This is a genomic window from Cylindrospermum stagnale PCC 7417, from assembly GCF_000317535.1.
Taxonomy (GTDB): Bacteria; Cyanobacteriota; Cyanobacteriia; order Cyanobacteriales; family Nostocaceae; genus Cylindrospermum; species Cylindrospermum stagnale.
The window spans coordinates 2,081,177-2,100,976 of sequence record NC_019757.1; the positions used below are offsets into that span (position 1 = coordinate 2,081,177).

At 41.5% G+C, this 19,800-nt stretch carries 21 protein-coding genes; 11 read left to right on the top strand and 10 right to left on the bottom strand.

Going from position 1 to position 19,800, the window contains the following annotated elements:
• Positions 1 to 32 precede the first annotated feature (32 nt).
• Positions 33 to 740 carry a Uma2 family endonuclease gene (locus tag CYLST_RS08565; RefSeq protein ID WP_015207312.1) on the top strand — a complete coding sequence of 236 codons (708 nt, stop codon included), beginning with the start codon at positions 33 to 35 and terminating at the stop codon, positions 738 to 740.
• Positions 741 to 820: 80 nt separating this feature from the next.
• Here CYLST_RS08565 and CYLST_RS08570 read toward each other — a convergent pair whose 3' ends face one another.
• From CYLST_RS08570 to CYLST_RS08580, 3 genes are all read right to left on the bottom strand, one after another.
• Complete coding sequence (locus CYLST_RS08570; protein ID WP_015207313.1) at positions 821 to 2,371, bottom strand: DUF1565 domain-containing protein; 1,551 nt, start codon at positions 2,369 to 2,371, stop codon at positions 821 to 823.
• Between the two features lie 411 nt (positions 2,372 to 2,782).
• Positions 2,783 to 3,082, bottom strand: coding sequence for a SelK/SelG family selenoprotein (locus CYLST_RS08575; protein ID WP_015207314.1), 300 nt, complete (start codon positions 3,080 to 3,082; stop codon positions 2,783 to 2,785).
• Between the two features lie 302 nt (positions 3,083 to 3,384).
• Positions 3,385 to 4,158 (bottom strand): ion transporter, encoded by a 774-nt coding sequence (locus CYLST_RS08580; RefSeq protein ID WP_015207315.1) that lies wholly within the window; start codon positions 4,156 to 4,158, stop codon positions 3,385 to 3,387.
• A gap of 91 nt (positions 4,159 to 4,249) precedes the next feature.
• On the opposite strand from CYLST_RS08580, the gene CYLST_RS08585 reads away from it, so the two are divergent.
• Complete coding sequence (locus tag CYLST_RS08585) at positions 4,250 to 4,681, top strand: nucleoside deaminase (RefSeq protein ID WP_041233521.1); 432 nt, start codon at positions 4,250 to 4,252, stop codon at positions 4,679 to 4,681.
• A gap of 288 nt (positions 4,682 to 4,969) precedes the next feature.
• Here CYLST_RS08585 and CYLST_RS08590 read toward each other — a convergent pair whose 3' ends face one another.
• The 7 genes from CYLST_RS08590 to CYLST_RS08620 form a co-directional block, all read right to left on the bottom strand.
• On the bottom strand, positions 4,970 to 5,524 hold the full coding sequence (locus tag CYLST_RS08590; protein WP_015207317.1) for a protoglobin domain-containing protein: 555 nt from the start codon (positions 5,522 to 5,524) through the stop codon (positions 4,970 to 4,972).
• A gap of 152 nt (positions 5,525 to 5,676) precedes the next feature.
• Entirely contained in the window at positions 5,677 to 6,549 is an 873-nt protein-coding gene (locus CYLST_RS08595; RefSeq protein ID WP_015207318.1) for a DUF4388 domain-containing protein, read from the bottom strand.
• 299 nt (positions 6,550 to 6,848) lie between these two features.
• A complete protein-coding gene (locus tag CYLST_RS08600) occupies positions 6,849 to 7,388 on the bottom strand; it encodes a GTP-binding protein (RefSeq protein WP_015207320.1) in 540 nt (179 codons plus the stop codon).
• 177 nt (positions 7,389 to 7,565) lie between these two features.
• The gene (locus CYLST_RS08605; RefSeq protein ID WP_015207321.1) at positions 7,566 to 7,937 is read right to left on the bottom strand and encodes a roadblock/LC7 domain-containing protein; all 372 of its coding nucleotides are present in this window, start codon (positions 7,935 to 7,937) and stop codon (positions 7,566 to 7,568) included.
• A gap of 99 nt (positions 7,938 to 8,036) precedes the next feature.
• Positions 8,037 to 8,507, bottom strand: a complete 471-nt coding sequence (locus CYLST_RS08610) for a hypothetical protein (protein ID WP_015207322.1) — start codon at positions 8,505 to 8,507, stop codon at positions 8,037 to 8,039.
• Positions 8,508 to 8,869: 362 nt separating this feature from the next.
• Positions 8,870 to 9,523 (bottom strand): response regulator, encoded by a 654-nt coding sequence (locus CYLST_RS08615; protein ID WP_015207323.1) that lies wholly within the window; start codon positions 9,521 to 9,523, stop codon positions 8,870 to 8,872.
• The gene (locus tag CYLST_RS08620) at positions 9,523 to 10,728 is read right to left on the bottom strand and encodes a sensor histidine kinase (RefSeq protein WP_015207324.1); all 1,206 of its coding nucleotides are present in this window, start codon (positions 10,726 to 10,728) and stop codon (positions 9,523 to 9,525) included. The genes CYLST_RS08615 and CYLST_RS08620 overlap by 1 nt, the downstream gene beginning before the upstream one ends.
• A 193-nt stretch (positions 10,729 to 10,921) precedes the next feature.
• On the opposite strand from CYLST_RS08620, the gene CYLST_RS08625 reads away from it, so the two are divergent.
• From CYLST_RS08625 to CYLST_RS08665, 9 genes are all read left to right on the top strand, one after another.
• Positions 10,922 to 11,458 carry a Spy/CpxP family protein refolding chaperone gene (locus tag CYLST_RS08625; protein WP_015207325.1) on the top strand — a complete coding sequence of 179 codons (537 nt, stop codon included), beginning with the start codon at positions 10,922 to 10,924 and terminating at the stop codon, positions 11,456 to 11,458.
• A gap of 202 nt (positions 11,459 to 11,660) precedes the next feature.
• Positions 11,661 to 12,107, top strand: a complete 447-nt coding sequence (locus tag CYLST_RS08630; RefSeq protein ID WP_015207326.1) for a hypothetical protein — start codon at positions 11,661 to 11,663, stop codon at positions 12,105 to 12,107.
• A 182-nt stretch (positions 12,108 to 12,289) separates the two neighbouring features.
• Entirely contained in the window at positions 12,290 to 12,538 is a 249-nt protein-coding gene (gene sipA, locus CYLST_RS08635; protein ID WP_015207327.1) for a regulatory protein SipA, read from the top strand.
• A gap of 50 nt (positions 12,539 to 12,588) precedes the next feature.
• On the top strand, positions 12,589 to 13,143 hold the full coding sequence (locus CYLST_RS08640; RefSeq protein WP_015207328.1) for a peroxiredoxin: 555 nt from the start codon (positions 12,589 to 12,591) through the stop codon (positions 13,141 to 13,143).
• 129 nt (positions 13,144 to 13,272) lie between these two features.
• Entirely contained in the window at positions 13,273 to 13,734 is a 462-nt protein-coding gene (locus CYLST_RS08645; RefSeq protein WP_015207329.1) for a hypothetical protein, read from the top strand.
• A gap of 275 nt (positions 13,735 to 14,009) precedes the next feature.
• Positions 14,010 to 14,879 (top strand): polyphosphate kinase 2 family protein, encoded by an 870-nt coding sequence (locus tag CYLST_RS08650; RefSeq protein WP_015207330.1) that lies wholly within the window; start codon positions 14,010 to 14,012, stop codon positions 14,877 to 14,879.
• A 127-nt stretch (positions 14,880 to 15,006) separates the two neighbouring features.
• Positions 15,007 to 15,630, top strand: coding sequence for a chemotaxis protein CheB (locus tag CYLST_RS08655; protein WP_015207331.1), 624 nt, complete (start codon positions 15,007 to 15,009; stop codon positions 15,628 to 15,630).
• A 106-nt stretch (positions 15,631 to 15,736) separates the two neighbouring features.
• Positions 15,737 to 17,632 (top strand): CheR family methyltransferase, encoded by a 1,896-nt coding sequence (locus CYLST_RS08660; RefSeq protein WP_015207332.1) that lies wholly within the window; start codon positions 15,737 to 15,739, stop codon positions 17,630 to 17,632.
• 43 nt (positions 17,633 to 17,675) lie between these two features.
• Positions 17,676 to 19,790 carry a PAS domain-containing hybrid sensor histidine kinase/response regulator gene (locus tag CYLST_RS08665; protein ID WP_015207333.1) on the top strand — a complete coding sequence of 705 codons (2,115 nt, stop codon included), beginning with the start codon at positions 17,676 to 17,678 and terminating at the stop codon, positions 19,788 to 19,790.
• The last annotated feature ends 10 nt before the right edge of the window (positions 19,791 to 19,800 follow it).

Sequence of the window (19,800 nt, forward strand, 5' to 3'; positions counted from 1 at the left end):
TTACTTATAACCCCCCAAATCTAGGAGGTTCCATGACCTCAACACCAATATTCTCAGACATTGAAACCACCCTACCAGACCACACGCAGCTACCAGAATCTGACGGGACATTTGTGAAAAATCTGCAAGAACACCCTCAAAGCATATTGTTGACAGATTCTATTGAGCCAATCTTGCAAAAAATCCACCCCGACGGACAATATTGCATCGGTCAAGATAGCGGTATTTATTGGCGCATGACTGAACCACCAGAACGCGGTGCAGAAGCACCAGACTGGTTTTATGTTCCCAATGTACCCCCAACTTTAAATGGTCTAGTTCGCCGTTCTTATGTACTTTGGCAAGAATATGTCGCACCGCTGATTGTTTTGGAATTTGTTTCTGGTAATGGTGCAGAAGAACGAGACAAAACACCAATTACGGGCAAGTTTTGGGTTTATGAACAAGCCATTAGAGTTCCCTTTTATGGCATTTATGAGGTGAAAAAAGCCAGTGTAGAAATGTATCAACTAGTGCAGGGTCATTATGAGCTATTACCCGCCAATGAACGCGGACATTTTCCCCTTGAAGCGATGGGTGTAGAGTTGGGAATTTGGCAAGGTCGTTATCAAAATCTTGAATTACCTTGGTTGCGCTGGTGGGATAATCAGGGTAATTTGCTGCTGACGGGTTGGGAGCGATCGCAACTTTTAGCAACTAAATTAAGAGAATTGGGTGTAAACCCTGACGAGTTAGTGTGATATAAAATTCAATTTTTAAGCCTCTCCCCGCTATGCTAAACGGCAGACTTACGCCAACGGGGAGAGGTTTACCAGAGGGGTCAAACAGTCACAATATAAGGGGAGTTAATTGCCGTCACGCGATCGCTATTCACTAAAGCTTGATACACCAACGCCGCTACCTCTCCGCGTGTTGCATCGCGAGTAGGATTGAGTTGTTTAGCAGTCGGGTAATTAACTATGATCCGCTTTTCAGTAGCTGTTATAACCGCAGGCTTGGCATATTCAGGAATTTTTGCTTGATCATCGAAAGCTTTTTTGGCCGTTCCCGCACTCGCAGATAACCCCAATCCATTCACTAGGGAGACAATTACTTGCACGCGCTGAATGTTTTGGTTAGGACGAAAGTCACCATTGGGAAACCCAGAGAGAAACTGCCCTTGATAAGCTTGCTGAATAACCTGGAATGCCCAAAACTTCTCTGGTACATCCTTGAATTTGCTAGCAGTGCGTTTGCTGTTCGGGTTGAAAGCTTTTACCAGCAAAGCGGCGTATTGTGCCCGTGTCATTGTCGCATCGGGTTTAAAAGTGCGATCGGGAAAGCCTTTGATTATATCCAGTTTGACTAATTCCCGAATAAACGCAGCTGCCCAATGAGTACTAATGTCTGTTAAGTCACTGGGTGCAGGTGTTGGGGTAGGTGTTGGTGTCGGTGTTGGTGTCGGTGTTGGTGTCGGTGTTGGTGTCGGTGTTGGTGTTGGGGTAGGCGTTGGTGCAGGTACTGTATTATCTGCAAACTCTACTTTTCCTGTAACCTTAGCCGGATCTATTTGATTTCCCACAGAAACCAGCTTGTTGGAACTGGCATTTTGCAAATCAAATTTACCGTTATTGCGGAAGATGTTACCACCAGGGTTATTGGTACTGCCGATATCGGGTAAAGCAGTGGCAATCACCGTCACACCATCGTCAGTGTTTCTTTCGCTGAGATTATTCCGCAGCACAGGACGCGCAGTCCCAGAAATGACAATCCCAGAGCGGTTTTCAGAAAATTTGTTATCTATAAGTGTGGGTGATGCAGCATCACTAATGGCAATGCCATAACCAGTTTTAACGCAGGTATTACCTTGAATTTGACCTTGGGAATTTTTAGCGATCGCAATTCCATTAGCTGCATTCTCACTAAACACATTACCTTGAATCACTGGATTAGCATCACCAGTTGCAAAAACACCCTCACGCTTGCAATTAGTAAAAGTGCTATTAGCAACGGTAGGAGTACTCGATTCAGCCCATGCACCACTACCACGGCTAGCCAAGTTAGTCACAGTCACTCCTCGGAGTTCAGCGCTATTCAGCAGCACAAAGGTAACATTTTGACCAGCAAAAGTGCGGCTGAGGTAGCTACCACCTCCTTCAATCAAAATACTACTACCTTTGTTAGCCTCATTACCCACCACTATCACCCCAGTTGCAACAGTTAAGGGAAAAGCTTCACCACTGGCGGCATTATAATTACCGTCTGCTAGTTGAATTTTAGCGCCAATAGTGGCTTGTTTTAGCGCTTGAGTAATGGTTTTGAACGGCGCTTGTTGGCTACCAGGGTTGCTATCACTGCCTGTCGCCGGATTTACGTAAAAATTTTGCGGCATATTTTTTATATTCTTAAAAAAGACATAGACATCCTAGCGCTAACCATTAAAGTCTGAGGTGAGGGGTGGATGCCTGAAATAACTTATAGCGGTTTTCAGATCAGTTAGGTACAGTTTTAAATCGCCAACCCTGTAGGGGCGGGTTTTCCCCGCCCTCGCTTGTATTTCATCCGACCGAGAATCGCTATAAAGAATTTATCGCTCTAAATGTCAACAATTATGCTCACGCTTTTGAATCTGACTACAGCAGCGGCAAAGAAATAAACCCGCCTTTACTGTAAATATAAGTTGGTTGTCATACCATTTCTCTTAAAACTTGATACATATCATTTTTCTTTACCCCTTAAGGCTAGGGAGGTTGGGGGATCATATTTGTTTCAACCTTATGGGGAATTGGGATAAGAAGATAGCTCAACCACCACCGCCACCATCGCCACCACCACCACCATCACCATTGCCACTACTACTACTCCTACTCCTGCGTGATTTTTTTGAAAACATTGATGAAATGAACTGGTCAATTAGCTGATTAATTTTGGCTTCGGTTTTTGGGCTAAGGATATCAATAGTATCTGTCACCCAGCCATTGGCTTTGGGCACAGGTACTTCCTCTACAGTGATGGCTTTACTGGGGAGATAAAAACCAGTAATTGTTAAACTCAAAAAAACGACACAAAAAGTTTTGCAAATAGTATTAGTAGCAAATTTCATGGCTTTAGTTGTTGTGGGTTTATTTTATTGCTTTTTCCTAGAAAAATACTTAATTATCTCGATTGTAAATAAACTTAATAAAAACCCTTAAATGATATATCTAGACGAAACTAAACAAAAAGAAAATAAGTGATTTTCTCGGCGATTGAAAAACAAATCACTTTTGAAAGGTTTCCGAAAACCCAGCCTTACGCCTAAAGTAGGTAGATGAGAAAATATCATTTGGTAAATAGTTGACTTTGGGTTGGCTTTCACCACTAAATTTCTACACCGAGACCCAAAGCTTTTACGGAAAATCGTTATTATATTTTTGTCCCGCACCTTTTACAAAACCCAGCATCTGCATCGTGAAAAGCTAAACCGCAACCTGAACAAACAATTTCTACCTGATTAGCAGTTTTCACCAATCGCTTAATTAAATCCCCTATTTGCCAAGGAATTAAAGCAACACCTGTCATAATCATTAATACTGTTAGCAAGCGACCTAATTCAGAAATAGGCGTAACATCGCCAAATCCTACAGTTGTCATCGTGACAATAGAAAAATAAACCGCATCCAAAAAAGTATTAAAACCTTGAGAATTTACTGGATGTTCTACTTGGTAAATCAAGCCAGAGTAAACAAAGACAATTGCAAATAAAGTAAATAATATCCGCGCAAAGATTACACCATCTTCGCTACTAATACTACCAAATAAAAACTTATGATCGATAAACCTAATTAACCTTAAAATCCGGAACCAGCGCAGCAAACGGATAAAGCGGATATCTACTAGCCCTAGAAAAAATGGCAAAATTGCCATTAGGTCAATAATAGAATAGAAGCTAATAATATACTTAATTTTGTTTTCCGCACTCCACAATCGGATTAGATATTCCACCGCAAAAATTATTAATATGGCGGTATCTATCAGATTTAACTGTAGCCGTATATAATCAGGAATATTATAAGTTTCAGCGACGAAAATTCCTGATGAGATGAAAACCAATGCAGCAATTGTTAAATTAATTGCCTTACCCATTGGTGTTTCTAGGTCAGTTAAATAGAATTCTGTTTGTTCCCGACTCAGTAACATATGTAACAGAAATTTGTTTTAATGAACTCGCAGCAAGAACATAAAAAATGCGATATTCTTAACCATTATCATGCTAACCTCACTCGCTAATATGAATCAAGAATATTTTATGCGACTAGCACTGGAAGAAGCGAAAAAAGGGGATGCACCTTACGGTGCGGTGATTGTCAAAGATAATCAAGTCGTTGCCGTAGCCTATAATACTGTGAGGCAAGACAGCGACCCATCTGCCCATGCAGAAATCAATGTCATTCGGAGTTTAACAACCAAACTAAAAAACCCTTCTTTAGAGGGTTATAGCATATATACAACTGGTGAACCTTGTCCGATGTGTGCAACTGCTTGTGTGTGGACTGGTATTTCAGAGATTATCTATGGTGCCTCAATTGAAGATCTAATCTCGATAAATCAGGGACAAATTAATATATCCTGCGAAGAAATTATCGCTAAATCTTTTAGAACAATCAAGGTAACAAAAGGCATTTTAAAAACCGAATGCCTGAAATTATTTAAATTATCTTAAATATTTAGGGTGCGTTACACTACGTTAACGCACCCTCTAAAGTAATATGCTATAGCACTTTCAATTTTGTCAGTACTGATGCAAGTATCACATCCGAATAAGAATATAGCTGGATGTTTTAGTCAAGTTTCGTGAAACTTAGCTCATCCTGTCTCTGACAGTAATCAAAATTTAGGGCGTTGCTGATTGAAAGTATGAATTTGCCTCACGCAAAGCTGCGGAGAGTTAAGAGTTTAAAATACTTGATTTTTGAATTTCATATCCAAATTCAGCAATGCCAAATTCAGCCTACATCAGTGCTGCGCCATGTGTAATTAGGCGTTTGAACAAAGCCTCAGACCAGCCAGTTTCTTTCAGCACGGCAGATCTAGAAACTTCTACATAAGCCTGCTCAATAAAAGCTAAATCAATCATGCAAATTCTACCCAAAGATTCTTGTAATGCCTCCGGTTTACCATTGAGTTTCAGTTTTCTACCAACTTCATGAACCACAACGGCCATCGCTGGAACCACATGCTGAGGGCCAATTCCAATCTGTACATGAACAACCCCAATGCGCCAGCGACGTTGAGCATAAGTATTCCCCCAATCATCCATTCCGGTAAACATTTCATGAAACCATTGAACGAATGTTTCACGTAGCCGATGGATTCGTCCCTCAGTTGCATTTAAAATGGCTTTCATTTCAGGATCGCGTCCTAGATAGGCATAAAAATGATCTGCCATTTCTGAAGCAATTTCTAAGCCCCATGCTTCATTTAGCTTTAAAAGAGATTTATCTTCTGAAGTTAAACCAATGCGGTTTTCTAGAGTAGCCATAAAAGCGAGAGGATCTATAGTCATAATTAATCCTAAAAACGGGTAAATCTTATACGAATAGGTCTTTTGTATCAAATCATTCGAGACGCTAATACCGGATGATTTTTATGTAATTAGTTTCCCTCAGGGTTGGGAACCCTCGATACTGTACAATTTAGATATTTTCTGTATGTCAACTACTTACTCCGCAGAAAACCCACTAAACTTTTGAGAAATGACTGACTAACAGTTGGTTTTTGATTTGGCTCCGGCACTGGTTCAGCTAAGACTTCGGGAATGGAGTCTTCCAACGTTAATGTAGAGGAAGGAGCAACCAGAAAATTTTCTTCTACCAAACCGACTACGATTAGTCTGAAGGCGATTTGCTGCACAGTTTCTACAGGTATTCTGAGGTGATGAGCAATGTTATTTAAGGAAACATTACCATTAACAAATTCCCATACTTGCCACTCTTGAGCATTGAGTTGCATCTGGGGTTGTTTTGCAACTAAACTTGTCAAGCCTGAGGTGCAGTCTGGCAATTTATCTGCCAAGGCTTTCCAGTCTCGCAGAGCTCGCAAACCCATGAGTATGACTTCAGTGGCTGACATACTTAGACCAGTCATTTCTGCTAAAGGCAACGGCAAATTTACTACTGGATTAAATGTAAATAGACCATTTTGAATTTGAAATAAGGCACATACTGGCCGCAGTACCTGGGTATTAAATAAAAGTTTTAATTGTTCCGGTTGCAGCATTCCTTGGGACTTGAGAAATAGGCCAAGTGGCGTGCTTATAGAACTAGCAGAAATCTGAGTGACTCTAGAGATAACGCGCTCACTGATCCATCCCCGTTGAGTAATCATTAACGTTAAACTTTTTTGATCTAAGCGATCCGCTGCGGTAATAACGCGACCTTGATGTAACCAGATGTAGTAAACTTGTTTGACTTTATTCTCAGTCTGTTCAGATGAAAACTGAATCTGGAGCACACCTGTCTTTTTCCCATGATCTAAAAATTGAAGTAGCTCTGGCAAAGAAAAATCCGCGAAATTACCAGTAATAGCCATAATTTTTTCCTTTGTTAATTGGTTCAAATAATCTTTTGGCTGTATGGATTTATATTAGCTTGTACTCTACTGTATTTAAATCCGTGTCATTACTCTCTCTTAAGATTTTAGTTTTTTTTACCTGTAAAAAATACGGACTTAGACAAATTCCAATCTGAGGTAAAGCTTTATCAAGTTTTGATAAAACTATATTCATCGAAAATTAATAAGTCAGCAAGAAATATATGTTGATTTAACCTCAATTAAGTTCTTATTTAATTGGTACATTTTTACTAAAAATGCAGATTTTATCAAATAGATTAAACTGCACAACTTTCCATCAAGTGTTGTACTAGAGTAATTACCGCCTCAGCTACGGAATCTCTTTCCGTTGGGTTCACCCGCACAATTGGTGGTCGGTCATTCTCATCCACATACCCAAGGGCGAAGAAAATATCTTCCTCAGACCAAGCTCCGGGACAATCGGTATGGCTGAGACCAATAATCATGGGAATCTGCATCCGCTGGTTCATAAAGTTAATGATTTTACGTGCCTGACGAAATTCTCTAGGTCGATGCGCTGCTACCAACAAGATATAAGCGTGAGCCTTGCGAATCAAAATATCCCACATAAAATCAAAGCGAGACTGACCAGGTGTGCCATAAAGGTGTAGCGCCATGTCAGGGCCAAATTGCAATCGACCGAAGTCAAGGGCGACGGTGGTTCTTTTTTTCAGCAATGCTGTTTCGTCAGTTGCGCGGGTATCCGTGTCTACTACTTCAATTTCACTAATTGAACGAATGAAAGTGGATTTGCCAGCGCCTACCGTTCCTGTGACAATCAACCGCATAATTTCCATAATTTTTTTACTCCATCAACAAACAAATAATGATTAGTCCCTAGTGAATGCTAAATCTTCAGTCACTTTAACGGCTTGTATGTGGCAAATGTAAAGTTCCCTAGAGACCGAAGTATTTGTCTACAAGAGAACTTTTAACTTAGTTACCTTTGTTGTTGAGTTAAACAAAGCTAATAATTACATCAAAATCAGCTTTAGTTCTGCCAGAACACGTTTGATTTCTAGCATCAGCAAACCTTGTTTAGCAGTTTCACTTGCTAAGACGAGTAAGACAGCATCTTCGCCGCAACTAGTCAGAATGCCAAAGCCTTTATTACCTTCAACAAAGATGCGGTCAACACTACCTCTAGCTAACTCAACGCCGATGCGTTCCCCTAAAGAAAGCATGGAAGCTGACATTGCTGATACCCGTTCTTCATCCATTCCACCGGGTAAGCTGGCTCCCAAAGGTAGACCATCGGGGGTGACAAGTGCTGCTCCTTGGACATCAGTCGTAGCAGTAACAAAGTTTTGTAAAACAAGGGTAAGTTTTTCTGTATTAATTGCCATTTGATTATTCTCTAGTTGTGCTATTTTTGTGAGATTTTAATTTCCGATCAGCTCAAATTCAAAGAAAGAAAATCTGTATACGTTTGACTTATGCACATATTACTCCAAGGGAGTAAACTCAAATACGTCGTGAGTCCCACCCCGAAGTACCGATTCGATATGTACCCCCTTTAGTCGCTTGCCGATTAGTTGCTCGATAGCTCCCCACACCGCACCCATTGTAAAAGTACATTTACGGTTTGAACCTGGCTGTTCTCCGGCAGAACAAACGGTTTCAGAGGTGTACACTTTAATGGATTCGCCTTCAGAAATAATTTTCTCAACAATGCACAACCGTGTGCCCTCTTTACCTAAAGCCAGCTTCAATTTTTCTGCTGCCTCCTCTAAGGAAGTTAAGCCGCCGACAAAGCCTAATTCTTGAGCTAGTTTTTTACCTCGCGCACGACCTGCTGAGATTAGGGCAATAGCTGTAGCCTTTTCTCCTAGGGCGTCTTCTATCCCGACAATCACTGCTTTAAAACAGGCAATGCTATTAAAATCACCTAGTTCTTTTCGCAATAAATCTGGCATATATTTTTGTAACCTAGAGTGATGATGAACAAACCTTAAATAAGGTGAGTTCTTACAGTAGAACTGGGCAAGAGCAACTAATTATACAGATTTTAGATAAGTATGAAAACTCAGGCTTTAAACGCTATGCCGAATTGATATTTAAGCAATAGTGGATCTGGTTAAATCGTTTTTTCTCAATCAGTTCCCTGACTAAATTGATTATGCTTGGGGATACATTATTATCAAACCGAGCGATTACGGATTAGTTTAATCTGTTACAAATGTTTATTCAGTATATTTTGGTAATGACTATTAACCAGCAATAATTCTGGGTATATAGGTAATAATTACTATTTAAATTTTGGTTTTTTTTAGCTATGCTATTCTAAATAGGATAGATATGTATTAGCGAAAATAGCTGCTTGTGTGCGATCGCGTAAATTTAGCCTATTTAAAATATTCGTCACATGATTTTTCACAGTTCCCTCAGAAATGTATAGTTCCTGAGCAATTTCTCGATTGCTAGCACCCGTAGCAATTAACCGCAAAACCTCTTTTTCTCTCGGTGTCAGTTCAACTAAACTAGGTGGGGCAGGCGGTGACTGGGTTGAGACCATAGTGGAAAACTGAGTCAAAAGTTTTTTTACTATTCCTGGGCCGAGTTGAGTATATCCTTTATGGACGGCGCGAATGGCAACAGCTAACTCTTCTGAGGGTGTGTCTTTGAGTAGATAACCCATTGCGCCATTCTGTAAGGCGGCAGTCACATATTCATCATTATCAAAGGTGGTCAATACTAAAATTTTGATGCCGACAAAGCGCTTGTGCATTTCCCGCGTGGCGGCGACTCCGTCCATAATCGGCATTCTGATATCCATCAATACGACATCTGGTTGCAATTCAGCAACCAATTCAACCGCCATTTCACCATTTTCTGCCTCTCCCACTATTTCTAAATCTGCTTCTAGTTCCAATAACGCTTTTAATCCTTGACGAATTAAACTTTGGTCATCTACCAGTAATACTTTAATCATCATCTGAACCTAGATAAGGGAATGTTAACTATAAGTTGACAACCAGAATTCTGAGCGCTGTTAATTTTAAACTCACCTCCTAGTCCTAAAGTGCGCTCGCGCATACTTTGTAATCCAAAACCAGTAGTATTTTGCTGTAAATCAAAACCTCTACCATTATCCTGAACGATTAACCGCAAGGTTTCTGCTGTCATAGTTAATTCTAGTTTAACTGCTGATGCTTTTGCATACTTAGAGATATTTGTCAATGATTCTTGGATAATGCGATAAATTGCGGTGCTAACTTCAATTGGCAGGGGATACTCAAGGTTGATTTGATAAACTGGTAAAATACCATTTGAGCGGTGAAAATCTTCTGCGAGTATACCAATTGCCTGTTCTAAAGATTGCTCTTGTATGGGGTGATTACGCATGGTTGAAACTGATTGTCGCACATCTTGCAACGCTTTAGATCCTAATTCTTTAGCTCTTGCCAAGAATGTCTGCGCTTTCGTTGGGTTAGATGAAAAAAGTTTGACGGCAGTTTCTAGTTGCAGATTTAAAGCAGTCAGAGAGTGACCCAATGAATCATGGATTTCACGAGCAATGCGATTACGTTCTTCTAAAGTTGCTTGATTTTGAATTTGTAGAGCATATTGACGTAGTTTTTCGTTAGCGATTGCTAGTCTTTCTCGACTCTGCCGCTCAGATAAAGCCGTATTCATTAATAGCAGCACAAACACTAAACTTAAGCCAAATAATAATACTAAACTCAAAGTAAAAAACCAAAATCTTTCCTGTGCTTGAGGCGGTAGTGGGAATTTGGGAGAACGATAATTTAGTGTCAGCAAAAATAAGATAAACGATAGACATGTAACTACCAACCGCCCAAGCTGCTGAAAAATCAAGCAACTACGAGTTACTAAAATTATGTAGAGAAAGGGAAATAAGCGAGCAGTTCTACCACCATAAGTTCCAGTTAATAAAAGCAATAAAATTTCACTGGCTGTGTAGATAACTTTAACTACGTTGTTACCAGTGGGCAATCTTAAGCCCATTAACCCAAAAATAGTCAGACTAAAAATTGCCAGTTCTGGTGCTCTGTTAGCAAATCGCGGTGAAGGAGAGGGCAGCATAGCCGTCAAAACGGCGATCGCTAGTAATATCCACTCCAAATAAAGCAAAAACCGAAAAGGATGATTTTTAAATTGAATCGGAGGATTCATACTATTTTAGATTCTAGGTTCTAGATTGTGAATTATTAAAGCTTACTTCTATCAGTTTGGTTTTTTAGCATTTTTATGTACACAGTGTAATTTCTACTTAATCACTTGTCACATTATTTAGAGTGAAGTCATTACTTTAGTCATGGGTATAACCGTGACTTTCTCCTCATGTGGCTATTGGAGATCACTTTCTATGATGGTGGCATCGAAACTAGAAAAAACTACAAGACAATCCATGAAACTCAAAACATTATCATTTATAGCTGGTGCGATCGCTCTCGGTTTAACTGCAATCCCCTTCGCTGTTGAAGCACAAACAGCCTCCTCTTCACCCCTGTTAATTGCACAAGCTAAAGGAAGGGGCCCTTGGCAAAAACTAAACCTAACGGATGCTCAAAAAAGCCAACTCAAGCAAATTCGCGAGAGTACCCGCGCCCAAATTGATCAAGTTCTCACCGCAGAACAAAAGGCACAACTAGAGAAGTTGAAAGCTGAACGCCAAGCTCAAAGAGGTCAGGGTCAGCGTCCACAACAAAGAGGTGAGCGTGGAAAGAAGGGTTTTGCGGCGTTGAATTTGTCTGAAGATCAAAAAGCCCAAATCAAGAAGATCATGGAGTCCTCGAAACAACAGACTCAAGCAGTATTCACACCCGAACAGCTCGAACAAATGAAGCAATTCCGGGAAAATAGTCGTGCGCGCCGTCAACAACAAAAAGGCCCTGGTGTGTAGCGATCGCTAATTTAACCTAATTAGGCTGAGGCTCGGACGCAAAGATCCGCTGAATATGTCAGTCTCAGCCGTAATTTCTAGGTTGGTGAATTACTAGGGCTGAAGCACAAGCAAGAAAAAGATGAGATTTATTTGAAAAGTACCAATATTTTGTTTATAATATAGAGATTTTTGAAAGCTCAAAACTCAGCTGAGGTAATCAATGAGATTCAACAAATTATCGCTACTAGCTGGAGTCGTTGTCCTAACTTTAACTGCTACCCCGTTTGCCGTGCAAGCACAAACAAAAGTCCCTTCACGCCAGCAAGGTGTAGAAGTACCAGGACAAGAAGCATTACAAAGCCTGGGGCTAACGAATACACAAAAAACCCAACTCCAGACAATTCAACGCAACACTAGCAGCCAAATTACTAAAATTCTCACCCCAACACAAAAGGCAAAACTCAAAACTGCAATCCAAAGCGGTCAGTCTCAATCTCAGATTTTTGCTTCCTTGAATCTCACTGACAAACAAAAAGCTCAGATTCAGCAGATTTTTCTGTCTTCGAGAAAACAGATCCAAGGAATCCTCACTGTCAAACAGCAGCAACAAATACAGCAAATAGAAGAGAATAGTCGTTTGCGCCGTCAACAAAGCAATTCCCAATAATCCTAAACAGTTCAGCCTGAAAAATCCGGGGTGGGTAACGCTGCCCACCTCAACCCAAAATATACATATTATGCAAATTAATTGCCTGCTAATTTGTTCGCAGACATAGCAAATTAGGCAATCCCCCTGGTAAAAGTTAGCAGTTAGAGTTATGAGTTAGTTAAACTTCTAGCTGTCTGAAAATGTCCCAAGAATTTGCTATTGGTAGTAAAGTCCGTGTTGTGGCCCTACCGCCCTACGTCAAAACCGCTGAACCGATGCCGATGCTGCGCCCCCCAGATGTGATTCATCTTGGCGAAGAGGGTATAGTTATAGACCGTCGTCCTGGAGGATATTGGGGTATTCGCTTTGCTAAGGGAGCCTTTCTCCTAGATAGCCAATACATTGAAATTGCAGAAAATCCTCCCGAATCTCACTTAGAGTTAGAATAGCAGCGACCAAGAATGATAACTTATGTTAAGTTATTATTCTGGGTTACACCATGATTTCCCGTCGCACTTTTTTCAGCATATTCTTTGCCAGTTGTTTTGCACTCATCAGTTGGTTGAACTTTACCCCAGCGGCTAAGGCCATTGGTGGTAAACTTCCAGCAATCAATCAACCGGCGCCGGAATTTACTTTGCCAACCAACACAGGTAATGGCAAAGTTTCTCTTTCTGACTTGCGGGGTAAGTGGGTAGTACTCTATTTTTATCCCAAAGACTTTACCTCTGGTTGCACCATAGAAGCGCGTCGTTTTCAGCAAGACTTGCCGAAATATTTGGAAAAAAACGCCGAGATTATTGGTGTTAGTGCTGATGATGTTGATTCCCACGCTGAATTTTGCGATTCAGAAGGGTTAAAATTCCCTCTGTTGGCAGATACTAATGGTGCAGTGAGTAAAGCTTACGGTTCTTGGATTGGCTTTGTATCTATGCGCCATAGCTTTATCATCGATCCTCAAGGGATTTTGCGGGAGACTTTTGTCAAGGTCAACCCAAGTATTCACAGCGCAGATGTTTTGGCGCGACTAGAAAAATTACAGTCAGTCAGCTAATTTGTAATTGGGGCAGGGGACAGGGGTAATTATTGATCAAGTCCCTACCCAATGCCGAAGAAATTTGCGATCGCAGCTGAAGAATTCGCTAGGCTATGGATATCCTGTTTCTTCTGAGGCATGCTATCGATGGATTTTGAAGTCAAAACCACCGTCCCAACTGCTACAGACAATAGCGAATTTGTTCAACCAAGCCCCAAACCTCAGCCTTTGGAATTATTGCGAAATACCGAGGCTTTGCTTCGTCGCCCCACTGTAGCCGCGCTGACACCAATTTTACCGCCAAAAGTGAGCACAAGATTGCAAGCTGCTTCATTTTTGGCAGAAGGCTTTTTAAATGATCTGGCAAAAATTGATTTAGAAACAATTAGCGATTTGGAACTGCAACCAGCACGGATTTTTGTTGGTTTAAGTTTTGTCGGATTTGGGGCACTCATGATTCTGCTGCTGTTGCTTTATCTGAATACGCTGCATCCAGAACTCGATAAAGTTGAGCAAATTCGGCAATATTGGTATCAATATATTTGGTTTGTGAGCTTGGGGGTAGCGGGGCTGTTTATTTTGGGTAGAGAATCGATGCGTCCTCGGTAATTCAAAATCTGCCTGTAGCAAGCGAAGTATCAGCGTTAGCCCTATGTAACCATGCCAAAATTTAAACCAGAGAAAACCGAGTATTGGTAAGCTTCGTGGTTGATAACTGTAGATCAATAAAATGTGGGACATATCACCACAAATCTGCAAAAACCCAGGGTGTAAATTTGTAAGTTATGAAGCGAATAATTTTGTTTAGTTAATAAAATAAATTTCTGGGGATTCAGTACTTTAGAATGTAACAAAGTATCAGCAGCCGTTGGGAAGTTTTTAAGATGAATTATGATGATTTTTTAGTTCCGCCAGGTGCAATCATTTCTTTACAAAAAGACTATGACCCAGCCTATAAAGCTGAATTTATCGAAAAAGCTGATGCAGTAAAAAGATTGCAGACAGGCATTGAACAACTAGCAAATTACCAAAATATTCTCTATGCTCAAAATACTTATGCCTTGCTAATTATCTTTCAGGCGATGGATGCCGCTGGTAAAGATAGCACAATTAAACATGTGATGTCTGGTGTGAATCCCCAAGGATGTCAGGTGTTTAGTTTTAAGCAACCGAGTGTGGAAGAATTAGACCATGATTACTTGTGGCGCTCGATGAAGGCTTTGCCAGAACGGGGGCGGATTGGCATCTTCAACCGTTCATATTATGAAGAAGTGCTAGTGGCGCGGGTGCATCCAGAAATTCTCCTCAAGCAACAGTTACCCCAATTTCCTCAGGATGGTAAGATATGGAAACAGCGGTTTGAAGATATTAATAATTTTGAAAAATACCTGGTAAACAATGGAATTATCGTTCTCAAATTTTTTCTCAATGTCTCGAAATCAGAGCAAAAAAATCGCTTTTTGAAGCGAATAGATTCGCCGGAAAAAAATTGGAAATTTTCTGCCAGTGATGTTCGCGAACGGGCGTTTTGGGATGACTATATGGCCGCTTATGAGCAAGCTTTTTGCTATACTAGTACTAAATGGGCACCCTGGCATATAATTCCGGCTGATCGCAAATGGTTTACACGCTTAGTAGTGGCGGACATCATTTGCAAAAAACTCCAAGAACTAAATCTTAAATATCCAATTATTAGTGAAGAATCTAAACAGCAACTTTTGCAGGCAAAGCAAATGTTGGAGGAGGAAAATTAACTCATCCTTTTGATAGATTAATGACTAAAAATCTACTATATATTTTTTTAGGGATGATGAATGAGTTGAAAATCATCTATGCTAAATCTATCTAGCCAAATTGGCTAATCTTAATAGCCTACAAACCATGTACCAGATGGCAGAAAATGCCAAAAATTCTCCACCTCGCTTTAATAATGCTGCTTTCGATGCTGTGGCTTTAGCAGCTTCGGCAGGTGGGCTATCTGCTCTCACCCAAGTGGTATCAACTCTGCCCGCAGATTTTACAGCGGCGATCGTTGTTGTGCAACACCTTGACCCCCGACACCGTTCACTGATGGCTGAGATTCTCAGTCGTCGGACGGGACTGAATGTCAAGCAGGCGGAGGAGGGAGACCTGTTAGCACCGGGAACGGTTTACATTGCGCCACCTAATAATCACTTGCTGGTCAACCGTAACGGCACGCTTTCATTATCTCAGTCGGAATTGGTGCATTTCCTCCGCCCCTCGGCTGATTTGCTGTTTGAATCAGTTGCAGCTAGTTATAAAGACCGCGCGATCGCAGTTGTGCTTACGGGTACGGGTAGTGATGGGGCGATGGGGGTAGAAGCGATCAAAAAAATGGGTGGTACTGTGATTGTTCAGGATGATAAAAGTGCCGAATTTTCTGGAATGCCCGCCGCAGCAATTAAGACAGGAAATGTCGATTTTATTCTCCGTCTGGATGAAATATCTTCAGCTTTGGTAACTTTGGTTATGGATAATGATTGAATCAAGAAATTGGGCATCGGTAATTGGTAATTGGGGGGAATAAGGGAGATGCTTTCCCTACCAAGTGCCCTTGTTCCTAGTCGCCAAACCCAAATCCCCAGTGCTTATGACTACTCTAGAAAAAGACCCTGAATTTGAAAATCTACTTGTTTATCTGAGACAAAGCCGGGGCTTTGATTTTTCAGGCTATAAGCGCTCAACGTTGATGCGTCGGGTAAATAAGCGGTTGCAGATATTTAATCTAGAGCGCTTTGGGGATTACATGGACTATCTGGAAGTCTATCCAGACGAGTTCAATAATCTGTTCAACACCATCCTGATCAACGTTACAGGCTTTTTTCGGGATACCGCAGCTTGGGAACAACTAGCAGAGAAAGTGCTGCCCGATATAGTTAATAGTAAAAAAGATTCTGCTCCTATCCGGATGTGGAGCGCTGGTTGTGCCTCTGGTGAGGAGGCTTATACTCTGGCAATGCTGATGGCAGAAATTATGGGAGTAGAGGAATTTCGCCAACGGGTGAAAATCTATGCCTCAGATGTAGATGAAGAAGCGCTCAACCAAGCTCGTCTAGCTGTGTATTCAGCCAAAGATGTCCAGGCTGTGCCAGAGGAACTGCGACAGAAATATTTTGAGGCATCAGGGAACAACTATGTTTTCCGCCAAGACTTGCGCCGTTCAGTGATTTTTGGTCGCCATGACTTGTTTCAAGATGCGCCGATTTCCCGCTTAGACCTGCTGGTGTGTCGCAACACACTGATGTATTTTAATACTGAGGTTCAGGGGCGGATTTTGGCTCGCTTTCATTTTGCGCTGAATAACAACAGTTATCTGTTTTTGGGGAAAGCAGAGATGCTGTTGTTGCATAGCAATCTGTTTACGCCAATTGACTTGAAAAATCGCATATTTACGAAAGTAGCGGTGCCGAATACACGCGATCGCCTTTTGGTGATGGCAAATACAGGGGATGATGAGGTTAGCAACCGTTTAACGCGGCACCTCCGCATCCGCGAACAAGCTTTTGATTTGGCACCGATCGCTCAAATAGTGGTTGATGTCAAAGGCACTCTCGTGCTAGTTAACGAGAAGGCGCGGACTTTGTTTAGTCTGTCACCCAAAGATTTAGCTCGTCCCTTCCAAGATTTGGAACTCTCCTATCGTCCAATAGAATTGCGATCGCTAATTGAAAAAGCATATACCGATCGCCGTCCCGTTGCGCTGGCAAATGTAGAGCGCTATTTGCCCAATGCAGAAATTAAATATCTGGATGTGCAAATTGTGCCTTTGCAAGATGGCGATAACAGCCTGATCGGCGTTAGCATCACCTTCAATGATGTCACCCGCTACAATCAACTTCATCAAGATCTAAAACGCTACCGACTAGATTTAGAGTCCAGCAACGAAGAACTGCAATCTACCAATGAAGAATTAGAAACCACCAACGAAGAACTCCAGTCTACCAACGAAGAATTAGAAACCACCAACGAAGAACTCCAGTCTACCAACGAAGAATTGGAGACGATGAACGAAGAACTCCAGTCGGCGAATGAGGAATTAGTCACAATTAATAATGAATTGAGTCAGCGCACTGTCGAACTCAATCACTCAAATGTCTTCCTAGTTTCCATCCTCAGAAGTCTTCAAGCTGGAATTGTCGTCATTGATCAAAACTCTAATATCTTAATTTGGAATTATTTGGTGGAGGATCTGTGGGGTTTGCGGACTGATGAAGTAGTCGGCAAATCTATCTTCAGTCTAGACATAGGTTTACCTATGGAGCAACTGCGAGCGGCTATCCGTGATTCCTTGTCTGGACAAAATCAATTTGAAGAAATGATTCTCGATGCCGTCAATCGTCGGGGCAAGCAGATTAAATGTTATGTTGCAGTCACACCCCTGTTTGGTATGGAAGTGGAGGGGGTAGTTGTGATGATGGCAGATATAGACAAAATTAACAGTATGGTTTCCCTCCAAGATATTGAGCAACGCCGACGGCAGCAATAGAGGGATTTAGAGATTTAGATTAACTTAAATATAGGAAAAGATCATGACCAGCGAAAATTTTGAACTGGCAATTACAGGGGCACATCAGCGATTAGAAGACCTTTTGCAGCGTGCAGGACAGGGGCAGGGGCTGTCAGCAGAGCAAAATTCCTCTATGGATTTATTAAAAGAAGCGATCGCCGAAATTTCCATCTCTCTCGAAGAAACTCAGGTGTTGGCAGAGGAGCTACAGCAACAAAATCAGGAATTGTTAGCTACCCGCCATCTTGTGGAAGCAGAACGCCAGCGTTACCTGGATTTATTTAACTTTGCCCCAGAGGGTTATTTAGTCACCGATGCAGATGGACTCATCCAAGAAGCCAATTATGCGGCGGCGCAATTACTGAGTGTCCGCCAGTCTTACTTAATCGGCAAGCCCCTTTTTGTTTTTGTGCATCAAACAGAACGCCAGAAATATCGTCAGATTATCCAGCAGTTAAAGGAAAAGGGAAATATTGGCCCAGAAGAGTTACAACTATTCCACCATCAGGGGCGGATAGACTTTCCATCTGAACTAAATGCTTTAGCAATCTGGGATCATGAGGGAAAGCCAAGCACATTACGCTGGCTGTTCAGAGACATTAGCCAACGTCAGCATACACAACAAAAACTCCGCGAACAAGCTGCCCTGCTAGATATCTCAACAGACGCAATTTTCGTCAAAGATTTGCACAACCAAATCTTATTTTGGAACAAAGGCGCAGAGCGGATATACGGCTGGCAGAAGCAAGAAGCTGAAGGAAAGAATGCCGGGAAACTTTTGTCTCAGAAAATTACACCTCAACTAGCAAAGGCTTTAGAAACCGTTGTTGCCGATGGTTTCTGGGAAGGTGAGTTACATAAATTAAAAAAAAATGGTGATCCAGTGATTATTTCCAGCCGCTGGACACTAATGCTTGACGACAAAGGCTTACCCAAATCAATCCTCACTGTTGACACCGACATCACAGAAAAAAAACAACTCCAAGCCCAGCTTTTCCGCAGTCAACGCTTAGATAGCCTGGGAACTCTTGCTGGCGGCATCGCTCACGACTTCAACAATATTCTCACCCCAATCATGACAATCGCCCAACTGCTGCCCCTAAAACATCCCGATCTTGATGAGAGTTCACAGCAGATGCTCAAGATGCTAGAAAGCAATGCTAAACAGGGGGCGGATTTAGTGCGGCAAATTTTGTCGTTTACCCGTGGTTCCGAAAGTAAGCGGACAATTGTCCAAGCATGGTACTTGATAGAAGACATCAAACAGATAGTCAAACGCACATTCTCTAAATCCATCGACATCAAAACCGAGATAAATGCCAACCTAGGGAATATTTTTGGAGATAGCACCCAACTACATCAGGTATTGATGAACTTAGTAGTTAATGCTCGCGATGCCATACCTAACGGCGGTAACTTGCGGATTTCTGCCAATAAACTGTTTATTGAGCAAAACTATGCTAGAAAGCACATCGGGGCAAAAGTTGGTTTCTATGTGTTGATTACAGTTGCTGATGATGGAGTTGGCATTCGCCCAGATATCATTGATAAAATTTTTGACCCCTTTTTCACCACCAAAGAAATTGGCAAAGGTACCGGGCTGGGTTTATCTACGGTGATGGCCATCGTTAAAAGCCACGGCGGTTTTGTTGAAGTCTCCAGTCAGGTAGGAGTTGGTAGCCAATTTAACGTCTATCTACCAAGTTGCGAGGAAAGTACCTCCCAAATGGTACTTAAGACACAAATGTTGGCAGGACAGGGAGAATTAATTTTAGTGGTGGATGACGAAGTGTCGATTACTCAGATTATTCAAACTACCTTGGAAATCTATAACTACAAAGTATTGAAAGCCCAGAATGGCATTGAAGCCTTAGAAGTCTATAACCAGCACAAAGATAAAATTAAGCTAGTGCTCATTGATATGATGATGCCTGCAATGGCTGGGGGAACTGCCATCCGCACCTTGCAAATTATCAACCCACAAGTGCAAATTATTGCCATGAGTGGATTAGCTAGCGCTGAAGCGTTAGCACGGACTACGAACATTGGCATTCAAGGGTTTCTACCCAAACCCTTCAGTGCCGATCAATTGTTAAAGTCTGTGCAAAAGGTACTCATACCCGCTTCTGAAGCTTAATGTATCAGAA